The organism is Nocardia sp. CA-135953, from assembly GCF_050955735.1.
GTDB lineage: Bacteria > Actinomycetota > Actinomycetes > Mycobacteriales > Mycobacteriaceae > Nocardia.
Genome location: NZ_CP192082.1, coordinates 2,178,638 through 2,201,774 on the forward strand (window position 1 = coordinate 2,178,638; position 23,137 = coordinate 2,201,774).

A 23,137-nucleotide genomic window follows, 5' to 3' on the forward strand; every position below is an offset into this window, starting at 1 on the left:
CCGCGCTAGGCAACCCTGCAAGGGTAGCTGGCGGCGCCCTGATCCACCAAACCGGGTCATGAACCGACGACCCGTGGGCACACCCGATGGTAGTGGATCGGTGTCGCCGATCGACTGTCGGTATCGCCAGCTAACCTGGCCAACGGTGGCAGAACCTTTCGAGCGATCTGCCAGCAGTCGCTTGGGTGCGGGTGGCACGGCGGTGTGAACGATCGCAGAGAGAGGTGGCGGTGCCCGGAGTGCGGGACATGAAGGGCGACGGCCCTGACGCGGGTCTGCCTGCCGTTGCCGGTCCGAATGAACTGAACGGCACGGCCCTGCTGGGCTGGGGGCGCATCTGCCTAGAAGGTCTGCAGCAGCGTCGCGAGGAGATCAACGCCCTCAACGTCTTCCCCATCGCCGACGCCGACACGGGTACGAACATGCTCGCCACCATGCGAGCGGCAATGCAGGCCGCGGATGCTGCGGTGATCTCGGCGCGCGGGGCCGAGCAATCGGATGGTTTCGCCGGTTGTGCAGTGAATGCTGGGGCGGTCGGCGGTGTCGAGGAGTCCGATGCCGAGGCGGTCGGGAATGGGGCGATATCGGGCGCCGGAGCGGACGGCGGCGTCGCAGTGTCGCAATCCGCGGCGGAGTCGCCCGGGGAGTTCACGGATCGAGTTATCGCCCGCCGCGGCATTGATCGCCCCAACCCGCCTGATCTTGCCGGGCGGGGCAGCTCGCGGAATGGCCTCAGCGCAGCGCAGTCGGGTGGAACCGCGGACGGGTATCTCGAACCGGGCGCGTTCTCGACGCACGATGTGGCCGCGGCGATGGCGCGCGGGGCCACACTCGGGGCGCGTGGAAATTCCGGGATCATCTTGTCGCAGGTGTTGCGGGGGATTGCCGAGGCGGCGCGCGGGGGGCCGTTGACGGCGCAGACGTTGCGTGACGCGCTGGCCACGGCATCGGCGCTGGTTCGGGAATCGCTGAGTGTGCCGGTCGAGGGGACCATCCTGACCGTCCTGGAGCGGGCAGCCGAATGTGCGGCGGCATCTCCGGAATCAACCCTGGCCGACGTGGCGGTGGCGGCGGCCGACGGCGCTGCCGAGGCGCTCGGCGATACGCCCACCCAACTCGGCGTGCTGCGCGAGGCGGGGGTGGTCGATGCGGGGGCGCGCGGGTTGGTCGTGTTGCTCGACAGTCTGGTCGCGGTCACCCTCGGCCGGACGCCCGATCGACCGGCGTACGCGCGCGGCGAATTCGCATTCGAGGCAAGTGTCGATCGCGCCACCGTCCCTGCGCATACCGATTCCGCGCCGCGAACCGACGCCGAACCGCGCGGCACCTGTGCCGAACCTCTGAACAGTGCCGAACCCCACTTCGAGGTGATGTACCTCCTCTCCGACACCGACGACCGACGAATCGCACGCCTCCGAGATCGCCTCGCGGACCTCGGCGACTCGGTGGTGGTCGTCGGCGACGGCGCGGGCTCCTGGTCCGCGCACGTCCACTGCGCCGACGCGGGCGCCGCCGTCGAGGTAGGCATAGCAACCGGCACCCTCAGCGCCATCCGCATCGAAAGCTTCACCATCACCGCTCGCCCAACACCCGCGCACTACGACGCGGCCGCGCACTCGGGCAAATTCCCGCTCGCCGACTTTGCCCACCGCGCTGAGGTCGTCGGGCACCGTGACGCAGCTCCCGCCGATGTTCCCGATCGCACTGGTACCGCAGGGCAGCCTGGTGGCGCCGGGCGCACGATCGCACCCGTACCTACTGATGCTGGGCACCGCGATCCAGCCCCGGCCGCCGACGTTGCTGGTCGCGCTGATGGGTTTGCCGCTGGCGCTGTGGGCGGTGCTGATGCCGTCGTGCAGCCTGGGCGTACTGTCGCTGGCCGCCCTGATGGGGTCGCTGCCGACGTTGTGGGTGGCACCGATGCCGTCGTGCGGCCGGGACGTACTGATGTGAGTACGAGTGTTGCTGGTGGCGCTGAGGGGGTCGTCGCTGGCGTTGCGGGTGGCGCTGATGCCGTCGGGCGGCCGGGACGTATTGATGTGAGTACGAGTGTTGCTGGTGGCGCTGAGGGGGTCGCCGCCGATGTTGCGGGTGGCGCTGATGCCGTCGTGCCGCCGGGGCGCACTGACGTGAGCACGCATGCTGCTGGTCGCGCTGATGGGGTCGCCGCCGACGTTGTGGGTGGCGCTGATGCCGTCGTGCCGCCGGGACGTACTGACGCGACGGCGCGTACTGCTGCTGGCCGCCGTGATGGTACCGCGGCCGATGGCGCGGGTCAGGCTGATGACCCCGGGCAACCTGGAGGGGTTGGATGCACCGATGCGCCCGCGCGTGCTGAAGCTTCCGACACGACCATCGGATCCGGCGCAACCGCGCCCATCGGTCCCGATCACGACGGTCCCGCAGACCGCGCCGTTCTGGCTGTGGCATCGGGGGATGGTGCGGCGGCGCTGTTCGAGGCCGGGGGTGCGGTGGTGCTCGGCGGTGACGGCGCGGTGACCAGTGCGGCGCTGCTTTCGGCAATTCGGCGGCTGCCGAATCGGGAGGTGTTGGTGCTGCCGAATGGTGCGCTGCCCGCGCACGAGTTGGTTGCGGTCGGTGTTGCGGCGCGTGACGCGCATCGGGACGTCTTGTTGTTGCCGAGCGGGTCGATGGTGCAGGGGTTGGCGGCGCTGGCGGTGCACGATTGCGGCCGGATCGCGGTGGACGATGCGTTCGCCATGTCGGAAGCGGCCGCCGCGACCCGCTGGGGATCATTGCGTGCCGCGACAGAACGGGCGCTCACCATGGTCGGCACCTGCGAGGCCGGTGATGGGCTGGGGCTGGTCGGTCACGATGTTGTGGTGATCGACCGAGATGTGCCGACCGCGGGCCGGACCCTGCTCGACCGGATGCTCGCGTTCGGCGGTGAGCTGGTCACTTTGCTCATGGGCGCGGCGGCCCCCGACGAACTCGCGGACGAACTGGCCACGCATATCGCGAACGGCTTCCCCGGCGTCGAGGTGAGTGTGTATTCCGGTGGGCAGCAAGCGGATCTGGTGCAGATAGGGGTGGAATAGGGATATGGCGACACTCAGCGATCGGCTGGACCACCTGCTAGGCGTGAAGGCGGCCGAGCCGCTCGCCGATGCCTTCGACATGCACACCGTCGAGGATCTGTTGCGGCACTACCCATTACGCTATGCCACCCAAGGCCAGCCGCTCACTCAGGAGCAGCCGGAAGAGGGCGCGCACATCACCGTCATCGGTCGGGTGACGAAAACCGAACTGCGCCCGATGAAGAACCGCAGGGGGCGACTGCTCAAGGTGGCCCTCGACACCGGATCGGTCGCACCGATAGATATCACCTTCTTCAACGGAGACAAGGTGAGTTACCTTGTCCGCGAAGGAGTCCGGGCCATGATGTCGGGCACCGTGCACTGGTGGCGCCCGGACCGCTGGAACCTTTCACATCCCGACTATCTGATCCTGCCCGAGAAGGAAGAGGATTCGATCGAGAACCTCACCTCGGTGCGCGGCGGGGGCGCCTTGCGCGGACTGGCGCAGAGCGCGAAAGATAAGGGGGGAGTGGATGTTTCGTTCTTCGAACGGGAATACATCCCGGTATACCCGGCGACCGCGAAAGTGCAGAGCTGGGATCTACTCGCTTGCGTCCGGCAGGTACTCGACCAGCTCGACCCGATCGACGATCCGCTGCCGAGCGGGCTGCGCGACGACCGCGCGCTGATGAAGATCTCCGACGCACTGCGCCTGATCCACCTGCCCGAACGCAAGTCCGATATCGAACAGGCCAGGGAGCGTTTGCGTTTCGACGAGGCGCTCGCCCTGCAACTGGTCCTCGCCGAGCGACGACACGATGCGCAGGCGCGAGCGGCCCGGCCGTGTCCGCCTCGATCCGACGGTATCGCAGCGGCTTTCGACACCCGCCTGCCCTTCGAACTGACCGAGGGGCAGCAGCAGGTGATCGCGGAGATCTCCGACGATCTCGCGCGCAGCCACCCGATGCACCGGCTACTGCAAGGTGAGGTGGGTTCGGGCAAGACCATCGTCGCACTGCATGCCATGCTGCAGGTGGTCGACGCCGGTCAGCAGTGCGCGCTGCTCGCCCCAACGGAAGTCCTTGCCGCCCAACACTATCGGTCACTGCGTACGATGCTCGGCGATCTCGGCACCGCCGGTGAACTCGGCGCCGCCGACAACGCGACCAAGGTTGTGCTGGTGACCGGCTCGATGTCGGCGTCGGCGAAGAAGGCCGCGCTACTCGATGCGGTGACCGGCGAGGCGGGCATTGTGATCGGTACACACGCGCTCATCCAGGACGCGGTGGAGTTCTTCGATCTCGGCATGGTAATCGTCGACGAACAACATCGGTTCGGTGTCGAACAGCGGGATGCGTTGCGCGCCAAGGCGAAATCCGGCACCAGCCCGCATCTGCTGGTCATGACCGCGACCCCGATCCCCCGCACCATCGCCATGACTACTCTCGGTGATCTGGAGACCTCGACCCTCACCCAGCTGCCCCGCGGTCGATCGCCGATCGTGTCGAAGGTGGTGCCGCGCAAACAGCATCCGAACTGGGTCGACCGTGCCTGGGAGCGCATTCTCGAGGAGGTCGGCGCCGGTCGACAGGCCTATGTGGTGTGCTCGCGCATCGGCGACGACGAGGAGAACGGCAAGGGCCGCAACGGAAAGAAGGCAGAGGAGAAGGAGGGCCCGACCACGGCCGCGGCGCTCGAGGTCTTCGACATGCTGCGCGCCGGTCCGCTCGCGAGCGTCCGCGTCGGCCTGCTGCACGGTAGGCTCCCGACCGATGAAAAAGACCAGGTGATGCGCGCATTCAACGATGGCGACATCGATGTGCTCGTCTGCACCACGGTCGTGGAGGTCGGCGTCGACGTGCCGAATGCGACCGTCATGGTCATCGTGGACGCGGACCGCTTCGGTGTCAGCCAGCTGCATCAGTTGCGCGGCCGCATCGGCCGCGGCGAGCACCCCGGCCTGTGCCTGCTCATCACCGACGCGGGCCCCACCGGCACCGCCATGGCCCGGCTCGACGCCGTCGCCGCCACCACCGACGGCTTCGAACTCGCCGTCCTCGACCTGCGCCAACGCCGCGAAGGCGACGTTCTCGGCGCCGCCCAATCCGGCACCGCCCGTTCCCTGCGCCTGCTCTCCCTCCTCGACGACCTCGAGGTCATCACCGCCGCCCAAGACCTCGCCCGCCAACTAGTCGAATCCGACCCAGGCCTACACCACCACCCAGCCCTGGCCACCATGATGCACGCAGCCGTAGACGCCGAACGCCTCGAATACCTCGCGAAGTCCTGATCGAGAATGCGCTGGTGGAGAGTCCTTCTCGACGTCTGCCTGCACCAGCGCATGGTGATCAATTGTCCAGAGCTAGCGCAGGGCTCGGGGGTAGGGCAGATCCGTGCTGATGTGCTCGGTGACCGCGAGGGGGCTGCCGATCTGGGGGAAGGCACGCTGCGGGCAGGAGGGGCGCTCGCAGACCTTGCAGCCCGCGCCGATCGGCACCGCTGCGGCCGGACTGCCGAGGTGTAGGCCGTTCGAATACACCAGCCGGTCGGCGTATTCGATATCGCAACCCAGGCCGATCGCGAAATCCTTTGTCGCCGTGCTGAATCCGTGGGGTCCCGCGAGCGCGGTGCGGGCGATCCAGAGGTAGCGGCGACCATCGGGCATCGCCGCCATCTGGGTCAAAATCCGACCCGGATTGGCGAAGGCCTGGTGCACCACCCACAGCGGGCAGCTGCCGCCGACCCGGGAGAAGTGGAATGCCGTGGCGGACTGGCGTTTCGAAATATTGCCCGCCCGGTCGGTGCGGACCAGGAAGAACGGAACGCCGCGCTGCCCGTGCCGCTGCAGGGTGCTCAACCGGTGGCAGATGGTCTCGAAGCCGACCTCGAAACGCAGACCGAGCAGATCGATATCATAGCGCAATTCCTCGGCCGACCGCAGAAAGCGGCCATAAGGCAGCACTAACGCGCCCGCGAAGTAATTCGCCAACCCGATGCGCGCCAACGTCCTGGATTCGCCGGTGAGCGACGGGGTTTCGGCGAGCACGGCATCCAAATCCTTGCCGTACAGCAGAAAACCGAGGGTAGTGGCGATTTGAAATGCGCGCTGCCCAGGACGCAGCCGCCGCGCCAGCGTCAGCGTGCGGCTGTCCGGATCGTACTGCCGTTTCGGGATGGACGGATCCGCGCCGTCACCGCGGACCAGCACGGTGACCCCGGCGCGCTCCTCGGCCACCCTGGCGAGTTGTCGATCGAGGGATCCGATGCTCAGACCGCACTCCTCGAAGAGCTGTTCGGCCGCATGATCGAGCTGCGCGATGTGATTGTGATGGTCGTAGAAGAAGTCCCGCACGTCCTCATACGGCATGGGCACGCCGGGTGCGCCCGTGGGCGCGGCCACCCTTGCGGAGAGCAGATCGAGTTGATCTGTCGCCGCGCGTAATCGTCGATGCATCGCGACGACGATTCGGGAGACCTCCGGCAGTCGCGTCGCCAGTTCCTCCACCTCGGTCAGTGGCGCACTGTCACCGCCCGCCGCGTCGACGAGGACCTCGTGCAGATCCGAGACCAGCCGGGCATCGGAGTCGGCCGCGAAGAATTGCACGTCGAGGTCGAAGGTGGAGTTGAGCTTCAGCAGCACCGGAATGGTAAGCGGTCGCTGGTCGCGCTCGAGCTGGTTCAGGTAGCTGGGCGATAGATCCAGGGATTTCGCCAGTGCCGCCTGGGTCATCCGCCGTTCCTCGCGCAACCGTCTCAGTCGGGCGCCCGCGTACATCTTGCGCACCGCAAGATGGTAGCCCTCGGAATTCGCAATCATCGCAAAATGGAGGATTCTCGCTCGCAGAAATCTGCTGTTGCAAGGGGATTTTGCCGAAGGTGAATCCTGCGTAGCGTGCGAAGTAGGGCCGCTGGCCTGGGTGCCGCAGCGCGAACTGCTGGTCACGGGCTGATCCTGGCGCAACCAAGCAATTGTTTGGTGTAATCGGGGCGATCGAACGACCGATGTGCCGATCGTATCGGCGCAAGGAAGCGAGCGAACCGAATGTCGAGCCCCGACGAAATCGTCACCGCAATGTGCCGCAGCTGGGCCGATCCCGACCCGGACCGGATCAGCGCCTTCTTCGCCGAAGACGCCGTCTACCACAACATTCCGATGGAACCCATCAAGGGTCGCGCTGCCATCCGCGATTTCATCGCCGGTTTCCTCAGCACCTTCGAATCCATCGAATTCGACGTGCACCACCAGGTCGCCGCCGGGAATATTGTCATGAACGAGCGCACCGATATCCTGCGCGGCCTGGGCAAAGACACACCGCTGCCGGTAGTGGGCGTCTTCGAGGTCACCGACGGCGCCATCACCGCTTGGCGCGACTACTTCGATATGGCCGCCATCAATCGCGCATTCGGAACCGAGCCCGCGGCCGAATAGTCGCGGGAATCGGCGGAACCGAATCGGTCTGCCATGCGTCGAAGTAGGACATCAGGGGTGATATCTGATGGCGACGTATGAGGAGGGGTTACGCATGGATCGTTGCTCGGAATGTCATACGGCCTGGCGGCGGGGACTGAGCGCGCGGTCGCGCCTGCGGCCGATGGTCCGCAACGGCGAGAGTTGTGAGAGGTACACGCCGCGCCGTCGGCTACGGCCTTTTCCTGGGACCGAATCTCATTGATATGCAGCCCGATAGCGCGGTGACCAAACCGCGCTATCGGGCTGCACGGACTTCGAGGGGCAATGTGATCGATTCTCAGGTCGGGTGTTCGCGTAGGGCGGTGCGGCCGCCGTCGCTCTCGGCGTAGAAACTGTTGGGAACGGTCCGCCGGACGGCGCGAACCCGGGCGGATGCGCTCGCCCCGGCCTGCGAGGACGAGCGCACCATCCGCTTAGCGCACCGCGGCCGCAGCAGCGACCAGATTGCGCAGTGACGCCTCGACCTCGACTGGTCCACGTGTCTTCAATCCGCAATCCGGATTGACCCAAAGCCGTTCGGCGGGAACGGCCTTCAGCGCGGCGCGCAGGGACGCGGTGATCTCCTGCACAGTCGGCACCCGCGGTGAGTGGATGTCGTACACACCCGGTCCGACGCCGAGATCGAAGCCCGCCGCATTCAGATCGTCGAGCACCTCCATATGCGAGCGCGCCGCCTCGATCGAGGTCACATCGGCATCCAATCCGGCGATCGCATCGATGACCTCACCGAATTCCGAATAGCAGAGATGGGTGTGGATCTGCGTGGCATCCGAAACTCCGGAGGTCGCCAACCGGAAAACGCCGACCGACCACCGCAGGTAATCGCCCTGATCGGCCGCGCGCAGCGGCAGCAGTTCCCGCAGCGCGGGCTCGTCGACCTGGATGATCCGAATGCCCGCGGCCTGCAGATCGATCGTCTCGTCCCGGATCGCCAGCGCCACTTGACGTGCCGAATCCGCCAACGGTTGGTCATCGCGGACGAAGGACCAGGCCAGAATGGTCACCGGGCCGGTCAGCATGCCCTTGACCGGCTTATCGGTCAACGATTGCGCGTAGCCGATCCAATCCACGGTCATCGGCGCGGGCCGCGCCACATCGCCGAACAGAATCGGCGGACGCACGCAACGCGTGCCGTAGGACTGCACCCAGCCCGCGTCGGTGGCGGCGAATCCGTCGAGCTGCTCGGCGAAGTACTGCACCATGTCATTGCGCTCCGGCTCGCCGTGCACCAGTACATCCAGGCCCAACTGCTCTTGCAACGCAATCACATCCGCGATCTCGGACCGCATCCGCCGCACGTACTCGGACCTGTCGATCTCACCCTTGCGCAGTGCCGCACGCGCCAGCCGGATCGCCGAGGTCTGCGGATACGAGCCGATCGTCGTGGTCGGCAGCGATGGCAGCCGCAGCCGCTCGGCTTGCAATGCCCGTCGCTGTTGCGCGGGTGCCCGCCGAGTCGCATCCGCGCCGAGCGTGGCCAGCCGCGCCCGCACCTGCGAATTGTCCAACCGAGGATCGGTGCGCCTGGTGGCGAGGGCGGCACGGACCGTGGCCAATTCGTCGGCGATGGCCCCGGGTCCCGCGCTCAGGCCGGTCGCGAGCAACCGCACCTCGGCGACCTTCTCCGCGCCGAACGCCAACCAGGAACGCAGGCGCTCGTCGAGGCCGGTTTCGCTCGCCAAGGTGTAGGGCACGTGCAGTAACGAGCAGGAACTCGACACCGCAACGGATTTCGCGCACCCCAGCAGCGTGCCGAGCGTCGCCAAAGCCTTTTCCAGATCGGTCCGCCAGACATTCCGACCGTCGACCACACCCGCCACCAGCAGCTTGTTCGCCAGCGCCGGTACACCGGACGGATCGGCGTCGACCGTGAAATCCAGTGCGAGACCTTCGATTTCGGTCTCGGCCAAGCCGCTCAACGCCGCACCTGGCCTGCCGAAGTACGTGGCAACCAGCAGCGCGGGGCGATCCGTCGTGGCCGACAGTTCAGCGTAGGTCCGCCGCACGAGTTCGACCTCGTCGGTGGTCAGATCGGTGACCAAGATCGGCTCGTCGAGTTGTACCCATTCCGCGCCCGCCACGGCAAGCAGCCGCAGCAGCTCCCGATAGAGCGGTACCAACTCGTCGAGGCGATCCAGCGCCGCACCGTCGGCCGCCTTCGCCAACTTCAGGAAGGTGATGGGTCCGACCACTACCGGCCGCGCGGGCACCCCGAGCGCGAGCGCCTCCCGCAACTCGTCCAACACCTTCGATGGATCCAGCGAGAACGCCGTCTCCGGACCGATTTCCGGCACCAGATAGTGGTAATTGGTATCGAACCACTTGGTCATCTCCAGGGGTTCGACCGTGTCGGTGCCGCGCGCCGCCGCGAAATAGCGATCCAGCGGATCGGCTATTCCGGCGACTCTGGGCGGCAGCGCGCCGAGCAGTACTGCGGTATCGAGCACCTGGTCGTAATGGGAGAAGGTGCCGATAGGGATGGAATCCATTCCGGCGCTTTGTAATTCGGTCAGCTGATCGAGCCGCAGGTCGCGGGCGATCGCGTGTAGTTGCTCCGCGTCGATGCGCCCGGCCCAATAGGACTCGGTGGCACGCTTGAGCTCACGGTGCGGCCCCACCCGCGGGAGACCGAGAACCGTCGCGGTGAACGGGTTATGCGTAACAGTCACGAATTTCTCCAGTGCTGAGATCGAAGACCATTGCCCTACGAGCTAGCGGAGACCGAGTGAACGTGCCGGCGCGCCGATGGAGCCCGACAATCGCACAGAGGTCCGCGCGCCCAATCCACGAGGCGGTGGCCGCCGGATACGGCGTATCCGACACGGCTGGCAGGTCTTCGGACTTGCGGGCACGGGCCTTCTGGCCGACCCCGTACGGGGCTCACCTACTGGCCGTCGCTTCCCGGGCTGACCATTTCGAGCGACCTGCAAGCAGTCGCTACTACCCAGTGCTGATGACGGCGGTCGTTCCTGCATACCGCTGCGGGACAGTCCCGGATTCTCACCGGGTTCCCTCTCGTCCGCGCACCGGTTACACCGATCCGCGAACTCGACTCCGTGACGCGACGTCGGGGCTCCATCTCGTCTACGCACGGCGAACCAGCTGCGTCAACCAGCATAGTCGGTAGCGCCACCCGATTTCCGTGCCGCGACAGCCAACACCCAGTTATGTGTCGGAGGTATGAACACAACTTCGCAAGCCTGCTAGGACCCGTTGTGAAGATTCCTGCGAAAGGGACTTCCCCGTCAGGCCACGATTCCGGGGCGGGTACCTTAGTTCAATGTTCTCGAAAGTCTTGGTTGCCAACCGTGGCGAGATCGCCATCCGCGCCTTTCGCGCGGCTTACGAACTCGGCATCGGGACGGTCGCCGTCTTCCCTTACGAGGACCGCAACTCGGTCCACCGGTTGAAGGCCGCGGAGTCCTACCAGATCGGCGAAGAGGGGCACCCGGTCCGGGCGTACCTGTCGATAGAGGCGATCATCGAGGCGGCCAAGTCCGCGGGTGCCGACGCCATTTACCCCGGTTACGGCTTCCTGTCCGAGAACCCGGACCTCGCGGCGGCCTGTGCGCGCGAGGGCATCACCTTCATCGGTCCGTCGGCCGAAGTGCTCGAACTGGCTGGTAACAAGGCCCGCGCGATCGAGGCGGCGCGGGCGGCGGGTCTGCCGGTGCTGAAGTCCAGCGCGCCGTCGGCCGATGTGAACGAACTGCTCGCCGCATCCGAGGCGCTGGACTATCCGATCTTCGTGAAGGCCGTAGCGGGCGGCGGTGGTCGCGGCATGCGCCGGGTCGCCGATCCCGCACAGCTGCGCGAATCGATCGAGGCCGCGTCCCGCGAGGCGGAGTCGGCCTTCGGTGATCCGACCGTGTTCCTGGAACAGGCCGTTGTCAATCCGCGCCACATCGAGGTGCAGATCCTGGCCGACCAGCACGGCAACGTCATGCACCTGTTCGAGCGCGACTGTTCGGTGCAGCGCCGCCACCAGAAGGTGATCGAGCTCGCGCCCGCCCCGAACCTGGATCCCGCACTGCGGATGCGCATCTGCAACGATGCCGTGGCCTTCGCTCGCCAGATCGGTTACAGCTGCGCGGGCACCGTCGAATTCCTGCTCGACGAGCGCGGCAACCACGTCTTCATCGAGATGAACCCGCGCATCCAGGTCGAGCACACGGTGACCGAGGAGATCACCGATGTCGATCTGGTGCAGTCCCAGCTGCGCATCGCGGCCGGGGACAGCCTCGAACAGCTCGGTCTGAGCCAGGACAAGGTCGCCATTCGCGGTGCGGCCCTGCAGTGCCGGATCACCACCGAGGATCCGGCCAACGGCTTCCGCCCCGACACCGGCCGCATCACCGCCTACCGCACCCCCGGCGGCGCGGGCATCCGCCTCGACGGCGGCGCGAACCTGGGCGCGGAGATCGGCGCCTACTTCGACTCGATGCTGGTCAAGCTCACCTGCCGCGGCCGCGATCTGCACGCCGCAGTGGCCAGGGCCAGTCGTGCGCTCGCGGAATTCCGCATCCGTGGCGTCACCACCAATATCGGGTTCCTGCTCGCGGTGCTCGACGATCCGGACTTCAAGGCCGGCCGGGTCACCACCTCGTTCATCGATGAGCGCCCGCAGCTGCTGACCCTGCGCGGTTCGGCCGACCGCGGCACCAAGATCCTGAACTACCTGGCCGATATCACCGTCAACAAGCCGCACGGCGAGCGTCCGACCACGGTGTATCCGCACGACAAGCTGCCCGCCATCGATCTGAGCGTGCCGCCGCCGGACGGTTCCCGTCAGCGGCTGCTGCGCCTCGGTCCCGAGGGTTTCGCGCAAGCGCTGCGTGAGCAGAAGGCCGTCGGCGTCACCGACACCACCTTCCGCGACGCACACCAGTCGCTGCTGGCCACTCGAGTGCGTACCAATGGTCTGCTCGGTGTCGCCCGACATGTCGCGCGCCTGACCCCGGAACTGCTATCGATCGAGGCATGGGGCGGCGCGACTTATGATGTGGCGCTGCGCTTCCTGTTCGAGGACCCGTGGGAGCGGCTGGCCGCACTGCGCGAGGCGGTGCCGAATATCTGTCTGCAGATGCTGCTGCGCGGACGCAATACCGTCGGCTACACGCCCTACCCGGAGCAGGTGACGCGCGCGTTCGTGCAGGAGGCCACCAGCACCGGTATCGACATCTTCCGCATCTTCGACGCACTCAACAATGTCGACCAGATGCGTCCGGCCATCGACGCGGTGCGCGAAACCGGCACGGCCATCGCGGAAGTCGCGATGAGCTACACCGGCGACCTGTCCAACCCGGACGAAAACCTCTACACCCTCGACTACTACCTCAAGCTCGCCGAGCAGATCGTCGACGCGGGCGCGCACGTGCTGGCCATCAAGGATATGGCGGGCCTGCTGCGCGCTCCGGCCGCTGCGACCCTGGTCTCCGCGCTGCGCAGCAACTTCGACCTGCCGGTGCACGTGCACACCCACGACACCCCCGGCGGTCAGCTGGCCACCTACCTCGCCGCGTGGCAGGCCGGTGCCGACGCGGTCGACGGCGCGAGCGCCGCCATGGCCGGAACCACCAGCCAGCCCGCGCTTTCCGCGATCGTCGCGGCCGCCGCGCACAGCGAATTCGACACCGGTCTCAGCCTGCAGAACGTCTGCGATCTGGAGCCGTACTGGGAGGCGCTGCGAAAGGTGTACGCGCCCTTCGAATCCGGGCTGCCCGCCCCGACCGGCCGGGTCTACACCCACGAAATCCCGGGCGGTCAGCTGTCGAATCTGCGTCAGCAGGCCATCGCACTCGGCCTCGGTGACCGTTTCCAAGAGGTCGAGGCGAAATACGCTGCGGCGGACCGGCTGCTGGGCCGACTGGTCAAGGTCACCCCGTCCTCGAAGGTGGTCGGCGATCTCGCGCTCGCACTGGTCGGCACCGGCGTCGATATCGAAAACTTCGCCGCCGATCCGGGCCGCTACGACATCCCGGATTCGGTAATCGGTTTCCTGCGTGGCGAACTCGGCAATCCGGCGGGTGGCTGGCCCGAACCGTTCCGCAGCCGCGCGCTGGCCGGTCGCGGACCGGCCAAGCCGGAGACCCCGCTGACCCCCGCTGACGAGGCCGGACTCGCCGGGTCCTCCGAGCTGCGCCGGGCCACGCTCAACCGCCTGCTCTTCCCCGGTCCCACCGCGGAATTCCTCGCGCACCGGGAAAAATACGGCGACACCATGGGTCTGTCGGCCAACCAGTTCTTTTACGGACTGCGCCGCGGCGAGGAACATCGGGTGCAACTGGAGAAGGGCGTCACCCTGCTCATCGGACTGGAGGCCATCTCCGAACCCGATGAGCGCGGTATGCGCACGGTCATGTGCATCATGAACGGCCAACTGCGCCCGGTCGCCGTGCGCGACCGCTCCATCGCCAGCGATATCCCGGCCGCCGAGAAGGCCGATAAGAACAACGCGGGCCATATCGCCGCCCCGTTCGCCGGTGTGGTGACACTGGCTGTGTCCGAAGGCGATTCGATCGCGGCAGGCGATATCGTCGGCACCATCGAGGCGATGAAGATGGAGGCCGCGATCACCGCACCGCGCGCTGGCATCGTCGGCCGGGTCGCGATCGGCAAGGTGCAGCAGGTCGAAGGCGGTGACCTGCTGGTCGAACTCACGGTGCGCGAGTCCGCGGCCGAATGACCCGGATCGTCGCGGGTACCGCGGGCGGGCGGCGGCTGCGCGTCCCGCCCGCGGGTACCCGGCCCACCTCCGATCGGGTGCGCGAGGCGCTGTTCAGCGCTCTCGATGCCCGCATCGATTTCGACGGCGTCCGCGTACTCGACCTCTACGCCGGATCCGGCGCACTGGGCCTGGAGGCACTATCCCGCGGCGCCACCCACGCCATGCTCATCGAATCCGACCGCAAGGCCGCGGCCATCGTGCGCGGCAATATCGCCGACCTCGGCCTGCCGGGCGCCGAACTCCGCATCGGCTCCGTCGCCACTGTCCTGGCGGGCGGCGGCGCGGGCACGTACGACGTGGTCTTCTCCGATCCGCCCTACGACGTCGACACCGCGACGGTCACCGCCGACCTGCGCGCCCTCGCCGAACACGACTGGCTGGCACCGGAGGCCCTGGTCGTGGTGGAGCGTTCTATTCGCTCACCCGAGATCGTCTGGCCCGCAGGCTATGTCCCCGCCAAAGCGCGCAAATATGGTGAAACCCGCATCGAACTAGCCGAATTCGTCCCGGAGTAACTCCGTCGTCGCGGCATTCGAGGTGCGGATCCGGCCTCCTGATACCGTCTGTTCATGGCAGGAGCGTTGTGCCCGGGCTCGTTCGACCCGGTGACCAATGGACATATCGACGTCTTCGCGCGCGCGGCGGCCCAGTTCGACGAGGTCGTGGTGACCGTCATGGTCAATCCCAAGAAGCAGGGCGTGTTCAGCGTCGAGGAGCGCATGGAGATGCTGCGCGAGGCCACCGCACACCTGCCCAATGTGCGGGTCGAGTCCTGGCAGGGGCTGACGGTGGATTTCGCCAAGCAGGAGGGGATCAGCGCGATCGTCAAGGGTCTGCGCGATGCCACCGATTTCGGCTACGAACTGCAGATGGCGCAGATGAACAAGAAGCTCAGCGGCGTCGACACCTTCTTCATCGCCACCAACCCGACCTTCAGCTTCCTGTCCAGCTCACTGGTCAAGGAGGTCGCGACGTACGGCGGCGATGTCACCGACATGCTCCCGCCCGCCGTCCACAAGCGCCTGCTGGATCGCCTCGCCGAACGCAAAGGCTGAACGCCCCCAACGAAATCCGCCCCGGTTCCGAAGAAGCCGGGGCGGATTTGCATGGGCTGTTGATCAGAAGACCAAGCCACGCAGGGCGAGGAAGCGCATACCACCGACCGCGGCGGTGATGACCAGAACGGCTGCGGCCTGGAACGTACCGCCCATGCCGGGTGCCCACAGGTCGAGCGCGGCCAGTGCGGCGGTGGTGATCCCGAGTCCGACCAGCGCGAGCCCGCCGCCCTCCCACTGCGCGGTGAACCAGCCGACCCGGCCTGTGGCGTGGAAGGTGAGGTGACGGTGCATTTCATTGGCGATCACGGTGCTCACGACCGAGCCCGCGATATTGGCGATCAGGGGACCGCCGCCGTGCATCGCCAAGAACAGCAGCACGTAGGCGATATTGCTGGAACCGCCGACCAGGGCGAAGCGGATCAGCTGAGCCGGCGCGCGGTCGCCGCGCAGATACTGCATCGACTGGCGGAACCGAGCGGCAGTCCCCGGCCGCAGCACGGGGTAGGGCCCCGTCCACGGCGTGTACAGGCTGCTTGTCGGCAGAACCGTCGTCCGCGGTAGTTCCAGTACGGTCATTGTCTTTCCGATCCCACACGAGCCTTCGGTACGGACAACCGCGATGGTCATCGCAATCCGCCCGGTCGGCCTCCTCTAACCCCACAGTCCCGGTCAGGGCCTGCGATCCACTTAAGAAGATCTTGTTGCGACCTTCACCGATAAATGTAACACCAAGTGGAGACATATCCTCCACTTGTTTTTTGTGGCGTACGAGACACCTACACGACACACCGGTGGGGGACTCGGCACGAGCCGTGACGAGGGGCACACTGGGCCACGGCGGAAAGTTTCGCCGTAGGTCTGCACGAGAGTGGGGTAGGAGCATGTATCGCGTATTCGAAGCTCTCGACGAGCTGGTCGCCATTGTCGAAGAGGCGCGCGGCATCCCGCCGACCCGCAGCTGCATCGTGCCGCGCGGTGATGTGCTCGAACTGCTCGACGACGTGCGCGATGCACTGCCCGGCGAACTCGACGACGCCCAGGATGTGCTCGATCATCGCGACAAGATCGTCTCCGACGCCCGTACCACCGCCGAGACGACCGTGACCACCGCCAACGACCAGGCACACCAGACCATCGGATCGGCCCGCGAGGAGGCCGACCGGATTCTCGCCGACGCCAAGGCGCACGCCGACCGCATGGTCGCCGAGGCCGGCGCGCACGCCGACCACCTGGTGAATACCGCTCAGGCCGAGGCCGACCGCATCGTCGCCGACGGCAATGCCGAATTCGAGGCTGTCACCGGTCGGGCCCGCATCGAATCCGAGCGGATGATCGAGGCGGGCAAGGCCTCCTATGACCGCTCGGTCGCCGAGGGCGAAGCCGAACGCGACCGCTTGGTCACGCAGACCGAAGTGGTGCGTGCCGCACATGCCGAATCGGCCCGGTTGATCGACGGTGCGAACGAAGAGGTCGATCGGATGCGCGACGAATGCGACCACTACGTCGACAGCAGGCTCGCCGACTTCGAGGAGACGCTCAACTCCACCCTGCGGACCGTGCGCGGCGGACGCCACCAACTGCGTTCGGGTGCGGGCGCTCCGGATTACGCGGCCGACTATCGTCGCTGACGGTTTGGGTCCGCGCCGGGCCCTCGCGTATTGTGGAGTGGTTGCCCATTTCCCTCGAATGTGAAGTGAGTTCGTGATGTCCGCCGGTTCCGGTCCCGATTCGCGCCCTCGTTCGGCATCGCGCCGTGCGCCGGACGCGGGTTTCGTGCTGGATGTCATCAGCCTGGGCCGTCGCCCCGGCACGATGAAAGAGTTGCATCGCGTCGTCACCACCGACGAGCGGATCGGGCTGGATCTGATCGCCATTCCGGTGGGCGCCGAGGTGGACCTCGATCTGCGGTTGCAGGCGGTGTCCGAGGGTGTGCTCGTCACCGGGACGGTCTCCGGGCCGACGGCCGGTGAGTGCGCGCGCTGCCTCGAACCGTTCACCGGAACGGTGGAAATTCAGGTCACCGAACTGTTCGCCTACCCGTACAGCGCGACCGAGCAGACCACCGAGGACGACGAGATCTACCGCATCGTCGACGACAAGATCGACCTGGAACCGGTGATCACCGACCAGATCGGCTTGGAACTGCCGCTGCAGCCGCTGTGCACTCCGGACTGCGCGGGCCTGTGCCCGGAATGCGGTGTCCGGATGGCGATTGCGGGTTCCGGCCATGGACATGAGATACTTGACCCTCGCTGGGCCGGGTTGGCGAAGTTCGCCGCCGAGTCGCCCGGCAATGGCAGCCCCGATTCGGGTGCAACCAACACAGACCATTAAGACCGAGACAGTGCTGCCGTACCGGCAAGCAATAGGACAAGAGGAGAAGTAGTCGTGGCCGTTCCGAAGCGCCGGATGTCCCGTTCCAACACCAGGTCGCGGCGCAGCCAGTGGAAGGCCACCGCGCCGACCCTGATCACGTGCCCGAACCGCGCCTGCGGCGAGAAGACGCTGCCGCATATCGCGTGCCCCTCCTGCGGTACCTACAAGGGCCGCCAGGTCACAGCTGCTGTCTGATCGTTCGACCTGTCGTATCGACGTGACCGCCAGTAAGGACGAATCCGGCGCGTCCGGTGAACATGCGAGCCTGCTCGCGGCGCTCGGCGTCGACGTGCGGGCCGATCTGCTGCGGCTGGCGCTGACGCACCGGTCGTACGCGTACGAGAACGGCGGACTGCCGACCAACGAGCGTCTGGAATTCCTCGGCGACTCGGTCCTCGGCCTGAGCATCACCGAGCGGCTCTACCACGAGCACCCGGACAAGTCCGAGGGCGAACTGGCCAAGCTGCGGGCGAGCGTGGTGAATATGCACGCGCTCGCCGAGGTGGCGCGCGGGCTCGGCGAAGGTGGGCTGGGCGTGCACCTGCTGCTCGGTAAGGGCGAAGAGCTCACCGGCGGCCGGGACAAGCCGAGCATTCTCGCCGACGGCATGGAGTCGCTGCTCGGCGCGGTCCATCTCGAGCACGGTATCGATGTCGCGCGCGAGGTAGTGCTGCGGCTGTTCGCCGACCTGCTCGAGCGCGGGCCGCGGATGGGCGCCGGGCTGGATTGGAAGACCAGCCTGCAGGAGCTCACCGCCGAACGTGGCCTCGGCGTGCCCAGCTACGAGATCACCTCGACAGGTCCCGACCACGACAAGGAATTCACCGCGACCACCGTGATCGGCGGTCGTCCGTACGGTCAGGGCGTCGGCCGCTCGAAGAAGGAAGCCGAGCAGAAGGCCGCGGGTGCCGCCTATCAGGCGCTGACCGAAAGTGTTTGATTGCCGCGCCTTCGGCGCGGCGGGTTCGCGGCCCCCTGGTGTCTCGCGTCCGAGCCGTCGAGACTCGCGACGTCGTCGCATGCGCTTTGACGGCTGGGCCGCCAACGGGTCGCTCGCAAGACTCGCTCCGTTGGGGTCGGCAGTGCGGTCCACCTCCTCATATCGATTGGGAGCCTGATGCCGGAGCTACCGGAGGTCGAGGTCGTGCGGCGCGGACTCGCCGCACATGTCGTCGGGCGGGTGGTCGAATCCGTCACAGTGAGCCATCCCAGATCGGTGCGCCGCCATCTCGAAGGTGCGGATGATCTGACGGCTCGGATGAAGGGGCTGCGAGTTGCCGCCGCCGAGCGGCGCGGCAAGTATCTGTGGCTCACCTTCGACGATCCGGACACCTCGCTTGTCGTCCATCTCGGTATGAGCGGGCAGATGTTGGTGCAGCCCGCCGATGCTCCAGTGGAGAAGCACGCGCATATCCTCGCGACCCTCGACGACGGCGCGCAATTGCGCTTCGTCGATCAGCGCACCTTCGGCGGCTGGACGCTCGCACCATTGGTCGAGGTCGACGGGACTCTGGTGCCCCAACCTGTCGCCCATATCGCCCGGGATCCGCTGGACCCGCGCTATGACCCTGAGGTCGTGGTGGCCGCGGTGCGCGCCAAACAGACCGAGATCAAGCGGGTGCTGCTGGATCAGACCGTGATCTCCGGCGTCGGCAATATCTACGCCGACGAATCTCTGTGGCGGGCGAAGATCCACGGCAACCGGCTGGCGTCCGGGCTGACCAGACCTGCCGTACGCACTCTGCTCACCGAGGTCGGCACGGTGATGGGGGAGGCGCTCGCGGCCGGTGGCACCTCGTTCGACGCGTTGTATGTCAATGTCAACGGCCAATCCGGCTACTTCGAACGCTCGCTCGCGGTCTACGGCCGCGAGGACGAACCGTGCCGTCGCTGCGGTGCGCCCATCGTGCGGGAGAAGTTCATGAATCGTTCTTCCTATTCCTGCCCGCGCTGCCAACCGAAGGCCCGTCGCCGCTTCCCGTAGCGACTGCTTTGCAGGTCGCTCGAAAAGATCAGCGTTGGCGAGCTACCGTTCTTTTAGGCGGCTCGGGAGCCGACTGGCCGTGGAGGAAGGACTTATGCGCAAGCTCACCTACTACGTCGCTTCGACCATCGACGGGTTCATCGCCACCGAGGAGGGGTCGGTCGACTTCTTCCCGGTCGGTGGCGATCACGGCCCGGCGATCACCGCGCAGTACCCCGAGACCCTGCCGACGAAGGTACGGGAGGCCCTCGGCATCGATAAGCGCAACCGTTACTTCGACACCGTGCTGATGGGTCGCAAGACCCACGACTTCGGCGTGCGGACCGGAACCTCCAGCCCGTATTCGCATCTGCGTCAATTCGTCGTATCGACGACGCTGCCGGAGAGTCCGGATCCTTCGGTGGAGCTGATCTCGGCCGATCCGCTCGCCACCGTGCGAGAGTTGAAGCGCGGCAACGGGCTCGGGATCTGGCTGTGCGGCGGCGGGGAATTGGCGCAGGAGTTGCTGCCGGAGATCGATCAGATCTTCCTGAAGCTGTACCCGGTCGTACTCGGCCGCGGCCGCTCGCTGTTCGGTTCCGGCCCGCGTCTGCCCGAGGCGGCCCGCTTCCGGGTGATCACCAGCCGGGTGTTCGAGGACGGCGTCGCCTTCGTGAAGTACAGCCGGATTCGATAACCGTGGTGGCGGAAGACGATTCGATCGTCGCTCCGGGCCTGGGGAACGCTCCGGGTCCGGTGGAGGCGCTGCGCGAGATCGGCTTCTGGCTCGAACGCGCACGAGCGCAAACACATCGGGTGAAGGCGTACCGGCGGGCCGCCGAGATCGTCGACGAGCTGTCCGAGGACGAGCAGGTGGTCCATCGCGCCGCGCACAGCTGGCAAGAGCTCGCGGGGATCGGGCCGAAGACCGCCGCCGTCATCGAACAGGCGTATTCCGGTGCGGTGCCGGACTATTTGAGCGAACTCCGCACGGCCGCGCAGCCCATCGGGGCGCCGGGCAAACCCATGCGGGCTCAGTTGCGCGGCGATCTGCACACCCACTCCGACTGGTCCGACGGCGGCAGTCCGATCGCGGAGATGATGGGCATCGCGACCGCGCTCGGCCACGAATACTGTGCGCTGACCGATCATTCGCCGCGGTTGACCGTCGCAAACGGGCTTTCGGCGGACCGGTTACGGCGGCAGTTGGATGTGGTCGCGGAGCTGAACGAACGAGTCGCGCCGTTCCGAATTCTCACCGGGATCGAGGTGGACATCCTCGATGACGGGACCCTCGATCAGCAGAGCGATCTGCTAGCCGAACTCGATATCGTGGTGGCCAGCGTACATTCGCATCTGCGTGCCGACAGCGAGACCATGACCAAGCGCATGGTGTACGCGGTGGCGAATCCGAATGTGGATGTGCTCGGCCACTGCACCGGCAGACTGATCGCGGGGCAGCGGGGTCTGCGGCCGGAGTCTACGTTCGATGCCGAGCTCGTCTTCGAGGCGTGCCGGAGTTACGGGACAGCCGTAGAGATCAACAGCCGTCCCGAACGGCTCGATCCGCCGTCGCGACTGCTGCGGATGGCGGTCGAGATGGGGTGCTATTTCTCGATCGACACCGATGCGCATGCCCCTGGCCAGTTGGATTGGCTCGGTTACGGCTGCGAGCGTGCTGTCGCGAACGATGTTGCGGTGGAACGGGTTATCAACACTTGGCCAGCCGAGAAGCTGCTCGCCTGGACGAAATCGGCAGCTGGGGACGTGGTTTGATCGTCGCCCCGGCGCGAGCGGGCCGCCCTGGTCGGAGGTGATTTCGGCGGCAGCTGCTGACCGTCGGGTTAACTGTTGTCGAACACTCGTGCGGGATCTGGGAGGATGCCTGATGACGTTCGAGAATGGTTGACACAACGATCTCTTGGGGGTGGCGGCACCGGTGGGTGGTTTTCCGATCGAAATCGTGCTCGGACTCATCGGTATCGCGGTGCCGATCATCGCGTTCCTCTGGGAGTTCGTGTTCGTCGGACGCAAGGAAATCGGCTATCGGGTGCAGATGGATACGCCGGTCACCGGTGAGATCGAATCGGTCTTTCCCGGTGTACTGCCGCAGCTGCGCCCCGAGCAAGATGGTGTGAGTCCACCGCTGAAGGATCTATCGGTGGTGCTGGTCCGTATCGAAAACAGCGGTGCGACACCGATCGATACGCACGACTACCGGGCACCCGAGGCGGGGCGGGTCGGCCTGCATCTGAACTTTTCGCAGCGCAGGGTCATCGGCATGGCGGTGACCGAGCTGAGTGACGAGGGTCTGGCCGATTCGCTGGGGCGTGATTCGGGTATCGCGGTTCGCGAGGATACCGAAGGACATATCGGTGCCATCGATCTGCCGAGGGTTCCACTCAATCGCGGTGATCACTACAAGATCCTGGCCATTCTGCAACGTTCGGAGGGTACGGGGGAGTATGCGGATCCGGTACTGAGCGGCGGCATCAAGGGTGGGCGGGTCATCGAAACCCAGAGCCGCACCGGCATTTCGCGAGTGATGGTGGCGCTCACGGCCTTTCTGGTCGTGGTGATTGTCGTCCAGCTTTTGGTTTCCGTGCTGTCGGCCGATCCGACGCCATTGGATTGTGCCGCGGGCAAACTCACGGTGGTCGGCTCGTCGGCCTTCGAACCGGTCATCCGCGATGCGGCCGCGCAGTACGGGAAGCGCTGCACCGGAGCGGAATTCACCTTCGGCTTCGAGGGCACCGAACGCGGCCTCGACCGGCTCGCCGAGGAGGGCAAGGACGATCCCGATCTGCTCACGATCAGCGACGGACCGAAAGGTGATGGCTACCAACCGCTGCTGGCCCGTCCGCTGGCGCTGTCGCTGTTCACCATGATCGTGCACAAGGATGTCGGCGTCACCAACCTTTCTGTCGCGCAGATCCAGGATCTGTATCAGGGCCGCATCACCAACTGGCGCGATGTCGGCGGTGCCGACCTGCCGGTCGTGGTGGTCAATCGGATACCGGGATCGGGCACTCGAAATACGTTGGAGCGCAGGGTGCTCGGCGGTCCGCAGCCCGATCGGCCGCATGTCAGCTGTGTCGCGATCAAGGATGGCGCGCCCGCGACGGCCAGATATTGCGATGTGCAGGTCACCAAGGATATGCAGAAGGCCGTCGGCGATATTCCGGGCGTGATCGGCTACAGCGAGTTCTCCGAGGCGGTGAAGGCGGGAGCCACGACCCTCACCATCAATGGCGTAACACCGGGTCGCGATGCCGCCGTCAACCGCAGCTATCCGTTCTGGGGCGTCGAATACGCCTACAGTTACGGCGAACTCCCCGGCGATTCGCTCGGCGCGAGCTTCCTGCATTTCTTGACCGATCTGACCGGCAAGGATGTGCTGCGTGAGCATGGCAACGAGCCGTGCGGTGAGCTACCCGATCGGGCCCGCTGCCTGCCGTCTTCGTGACGTTGTCACAGATTCGGCGGCTGTCTCGTCCAACTCGG

At 66.4% G+C, this 23,137-nt stretch carries 17 protein-coding genes and 1 riboswitch; of the genes, 14 read left to right on the forward strand and 3 right to left on the reverse strand.

The features are described 5' to 3' along the window. Positions 1-230: 230 nt before the first annotated feature. Complete coding sequence (locus ACQPXH_RS10045) at positions 231-3,059, forward strand: DAK2 domain-containing protein (RefSeq protein WP_433602043.1); 2,829 nt, start codon at positions 231-233, stop codon at positions 3,057-3,059. A 4-nt stretch (positions 3,060-3,063) separates the two neighbouring features. Continuing rightward, a complete protein-coding gene (recG, locus tag ACQPXH_RS10050; protein WP_433602044.1) occupies positions 3,064-5,328 on the forward strand; it encodes an ATP-dependent DNA helicase RecG in 2,265 nt (754 codons plus the stop codon). Between the two features lie 72 nt (positions 5,329-5,400). Here the strand turns inward: recG and ACQPXH_RS10055 are convergent, their stop codons facing one another. Then, entirely contained in the window at positions 5,401-6,855 is a 1,455-nt protein-coding gene (locus ACQPXH_RS10055; RefSeq protein WP_433602045.1) for a short-chain fatty acyl-CoA regulator family protein, read from the reverse strand. A gap of 225 nt (positions 6,856-7,080) precedes the next feature. Here ACQPXH_RS10055 and ACQPXH_RS10060 point away from each other — a divergent pair, with 225 nt between their 5' ends. Then, positions 7,081-7,467: a nuclear transport factor 2 family protein gene (locus tag ACQPXH_RS10060; protein ID WP_433602046.1), complete on the forward strand. Its 387-nt coding sequence runs from the start codon at positions 7,081-7,083 to the stop codon at positions 7,465-7,467. A 455-nt stretch (positions 7,468-7,922) separates the two neighbouring features. Here the strand turns inward: ACQPXH_RS10060 and metE are convergent, their stop codons facing one another. Further along, on the reverse strand, positions 7,923-10,178 hold the full coding sequence (gene metE / locus ACQPXH_RS10065) for a 5-methyltetrahydropteroyltriglutamate--homocysteine S-methyltransferase (RefSeq protein WP_433602047.1): 2,256 nt from the start codon (positions 10,176-10,178) through the stop codon (positions 7,923-7,925). A gap of 141 nt (positions 10,179-10,319) precedes the next feature. Further along, positions 10,320-10,555, reverse strand: a riboswitch (cobalamin riboswitch). Between the two features lie 234 nt (positions 10,556-10,789). On the opposite strand from metE, the gene ACQPXH_RS10070 reads away from it, so the two are divergent. From ACQPXH_RS10070 to coaD, 3 genes are read left to right on the forward strand one after another with little or no spacing between them, the layout of a single operon-like run. Further along, the gene (locus ACQPXH_RS10070; protein ID WP_433602048.1) at positions 10,790-14,194 is read left to right on the forward strand and encodes a pyruvate carboxylase; all 3,405 of its coding nucleotides are present in this window, start codon (positions 10,790-10,792) and stop codon (positions 14,192-14,194) included. After that, a complete protein-coding gene (gene rsmD, locus ACQPXH_RS10075; RefSeq protein WP_433602049.1) occupies positions 14,191-14,751 on the forward strand; it encodes a 16S rRNA (guanine(966)-N(2))-methyltransferase RsmD in 561 nt (186 codons plus the stop codon). Before ACQPXH_RS10070 ends, rsmD begins: the two co-directional genes overlap by 4 nt. A gap of 54 nt (positions 14,752-14,805) precedes the next feature. Continuing rightward, positions 14,806-15,291, forward strand: coding sequence for a pantetheine-phosphate adenylyltransferase (coaD, locus tag ACQPXH_RS10080; RefSeq protein WP_433602050.1), 486 nt, complete (start codon positions 14,806-14,808; stop codon positions 15,289-15,291). A 63-nt stretch (positions 15,292-15,354) separates the two neighbouring features. Here coaD and ACQPXH_RS10085 read toward each other — a convergent pair whose 3' ends face one another. Further along, positions 15,355-15,870, reverse strand: a complete 516-nt coding sequence (locus tag ACQPXH_RS10085; RefSeq protein WP_433602051.1) for a GtrA family protein — start codon at positions 15,868-15,870, stop codon at positions 15,355-15,357. Positions 15,871-16,175: 305 nt separating this feature from the next. Here ACQPXH_RS10085 and ACQPXH_RS10090 point away from each other — a divergent pair, with 305 nt between their 5' ends. The 8 genes from ACQPXH_RS10090 to ACQPXH_RS10125 all read left to right on the forward strand — a co-directional run bounded on the left by ACQPXH_RS10090 (position 16,176) and on the right by ACQPXH_RS10125 (position 23,099). Then, the gene (locus tag ACQPXH_RS10090; RefSeq protein WP_433602052.1) at positions 16,176-16,922 is read left to right on the forward strand and encodes a DivIVA domain-containing protein; all 747 of its coding nucleotides are present in this window, start codon (positions 16,176-16,178) and stop codon (positions 16,920-16,922) included. Positions 16,923-16,998: 76 nt separating this feature from the next. Next, on the forward strand, positions 16,999-17,628 hold the full coding sequence (locus ACQPXH_RS10095) for a YceD family protein (protein WP_433602053.1): 630 nt from the start codon (positions 16,999-17,001) through the stop codon (positions 17,626-17,628). Positions 17,629-17,682: 54 nt separating this feature from the next. Further along, on the forward strand, positions 17,683-17,865 hold the full coding sequence (gene rpmF / locus ACQPXH_RS10100) for a 50S ribosomal protein L32 (protein WP_014987105.1): 183 nt from the start codon (positions 17,683-17,685) through the stop codon (positions 17,863-17,865). A 22-nt stretch (positions 17,866-17,887) separates the two neighbouring features. Then, positions 17,888-18,610 (forward strand): ribonuclease III, encoded by a 723-nt coding sequence (gene rnc, locus ACQPXH_RS10105; RefSeq protein ID WP_433602054.1) that lies wholly within the window; start codon positions 17,888-17,890, stop codon positions 18,608-18,610. Positions 18,611-18,787: 177 nt separating this feature from the next. Beyond that, positions 18,788-19,654 (forward strand): bifunctional DNA-formamidopyrimidine glycosylase/DNA-(apurinic or apyrimidinic site) lyase, encoded by an 867-nt coding sequence (gene mutM, locus ACQPXH_RS10110; protein ID WP_433602055.1) that lies wholly within the window; start codon positions 18,788-18,790, stop codon positions 19,652-19,654. Positions 19,655-19,748: 94 nt separating this feature from the next. Further along, a complete protein-coding gene (locus ACQPXH_RS10115) occupies positions 19,749-20,330 on the forward strand; it encodes a dihydrofolate reductase family protein (protein ID WP_433602056.1) in 582 nt (193 codons plus the stop codon). Positions 20,331-20,335: 5 nt separating this feature from the next. Further along, complete coding sequence (locus tag ACQPXH_RS10120; RefSeq protein ID WP_433602057.1) at positions 20,336-21,409, forward strand: PHP domain-containing protein; 1,074 nt, start codon at positions 20,336-20,338, stop codon at positions 21,407-21,409. A gap of 151 nt (positions 21,410-21,560) precedes the next feature. Further along, positions 21,561-23,099, forward strand: coding sequence for a PstS family phosphate ABC transporter substrate-binding protein (locus ACQPXH_RS10125; protein WP_433602058.1), 1,539 nt, complete (start codon positions 21,561-21,563; stop codon positions 23,097-23,099). The last annotated feature ends 38 nt before the right edge of the window (positions 23,100-23,137 follow it).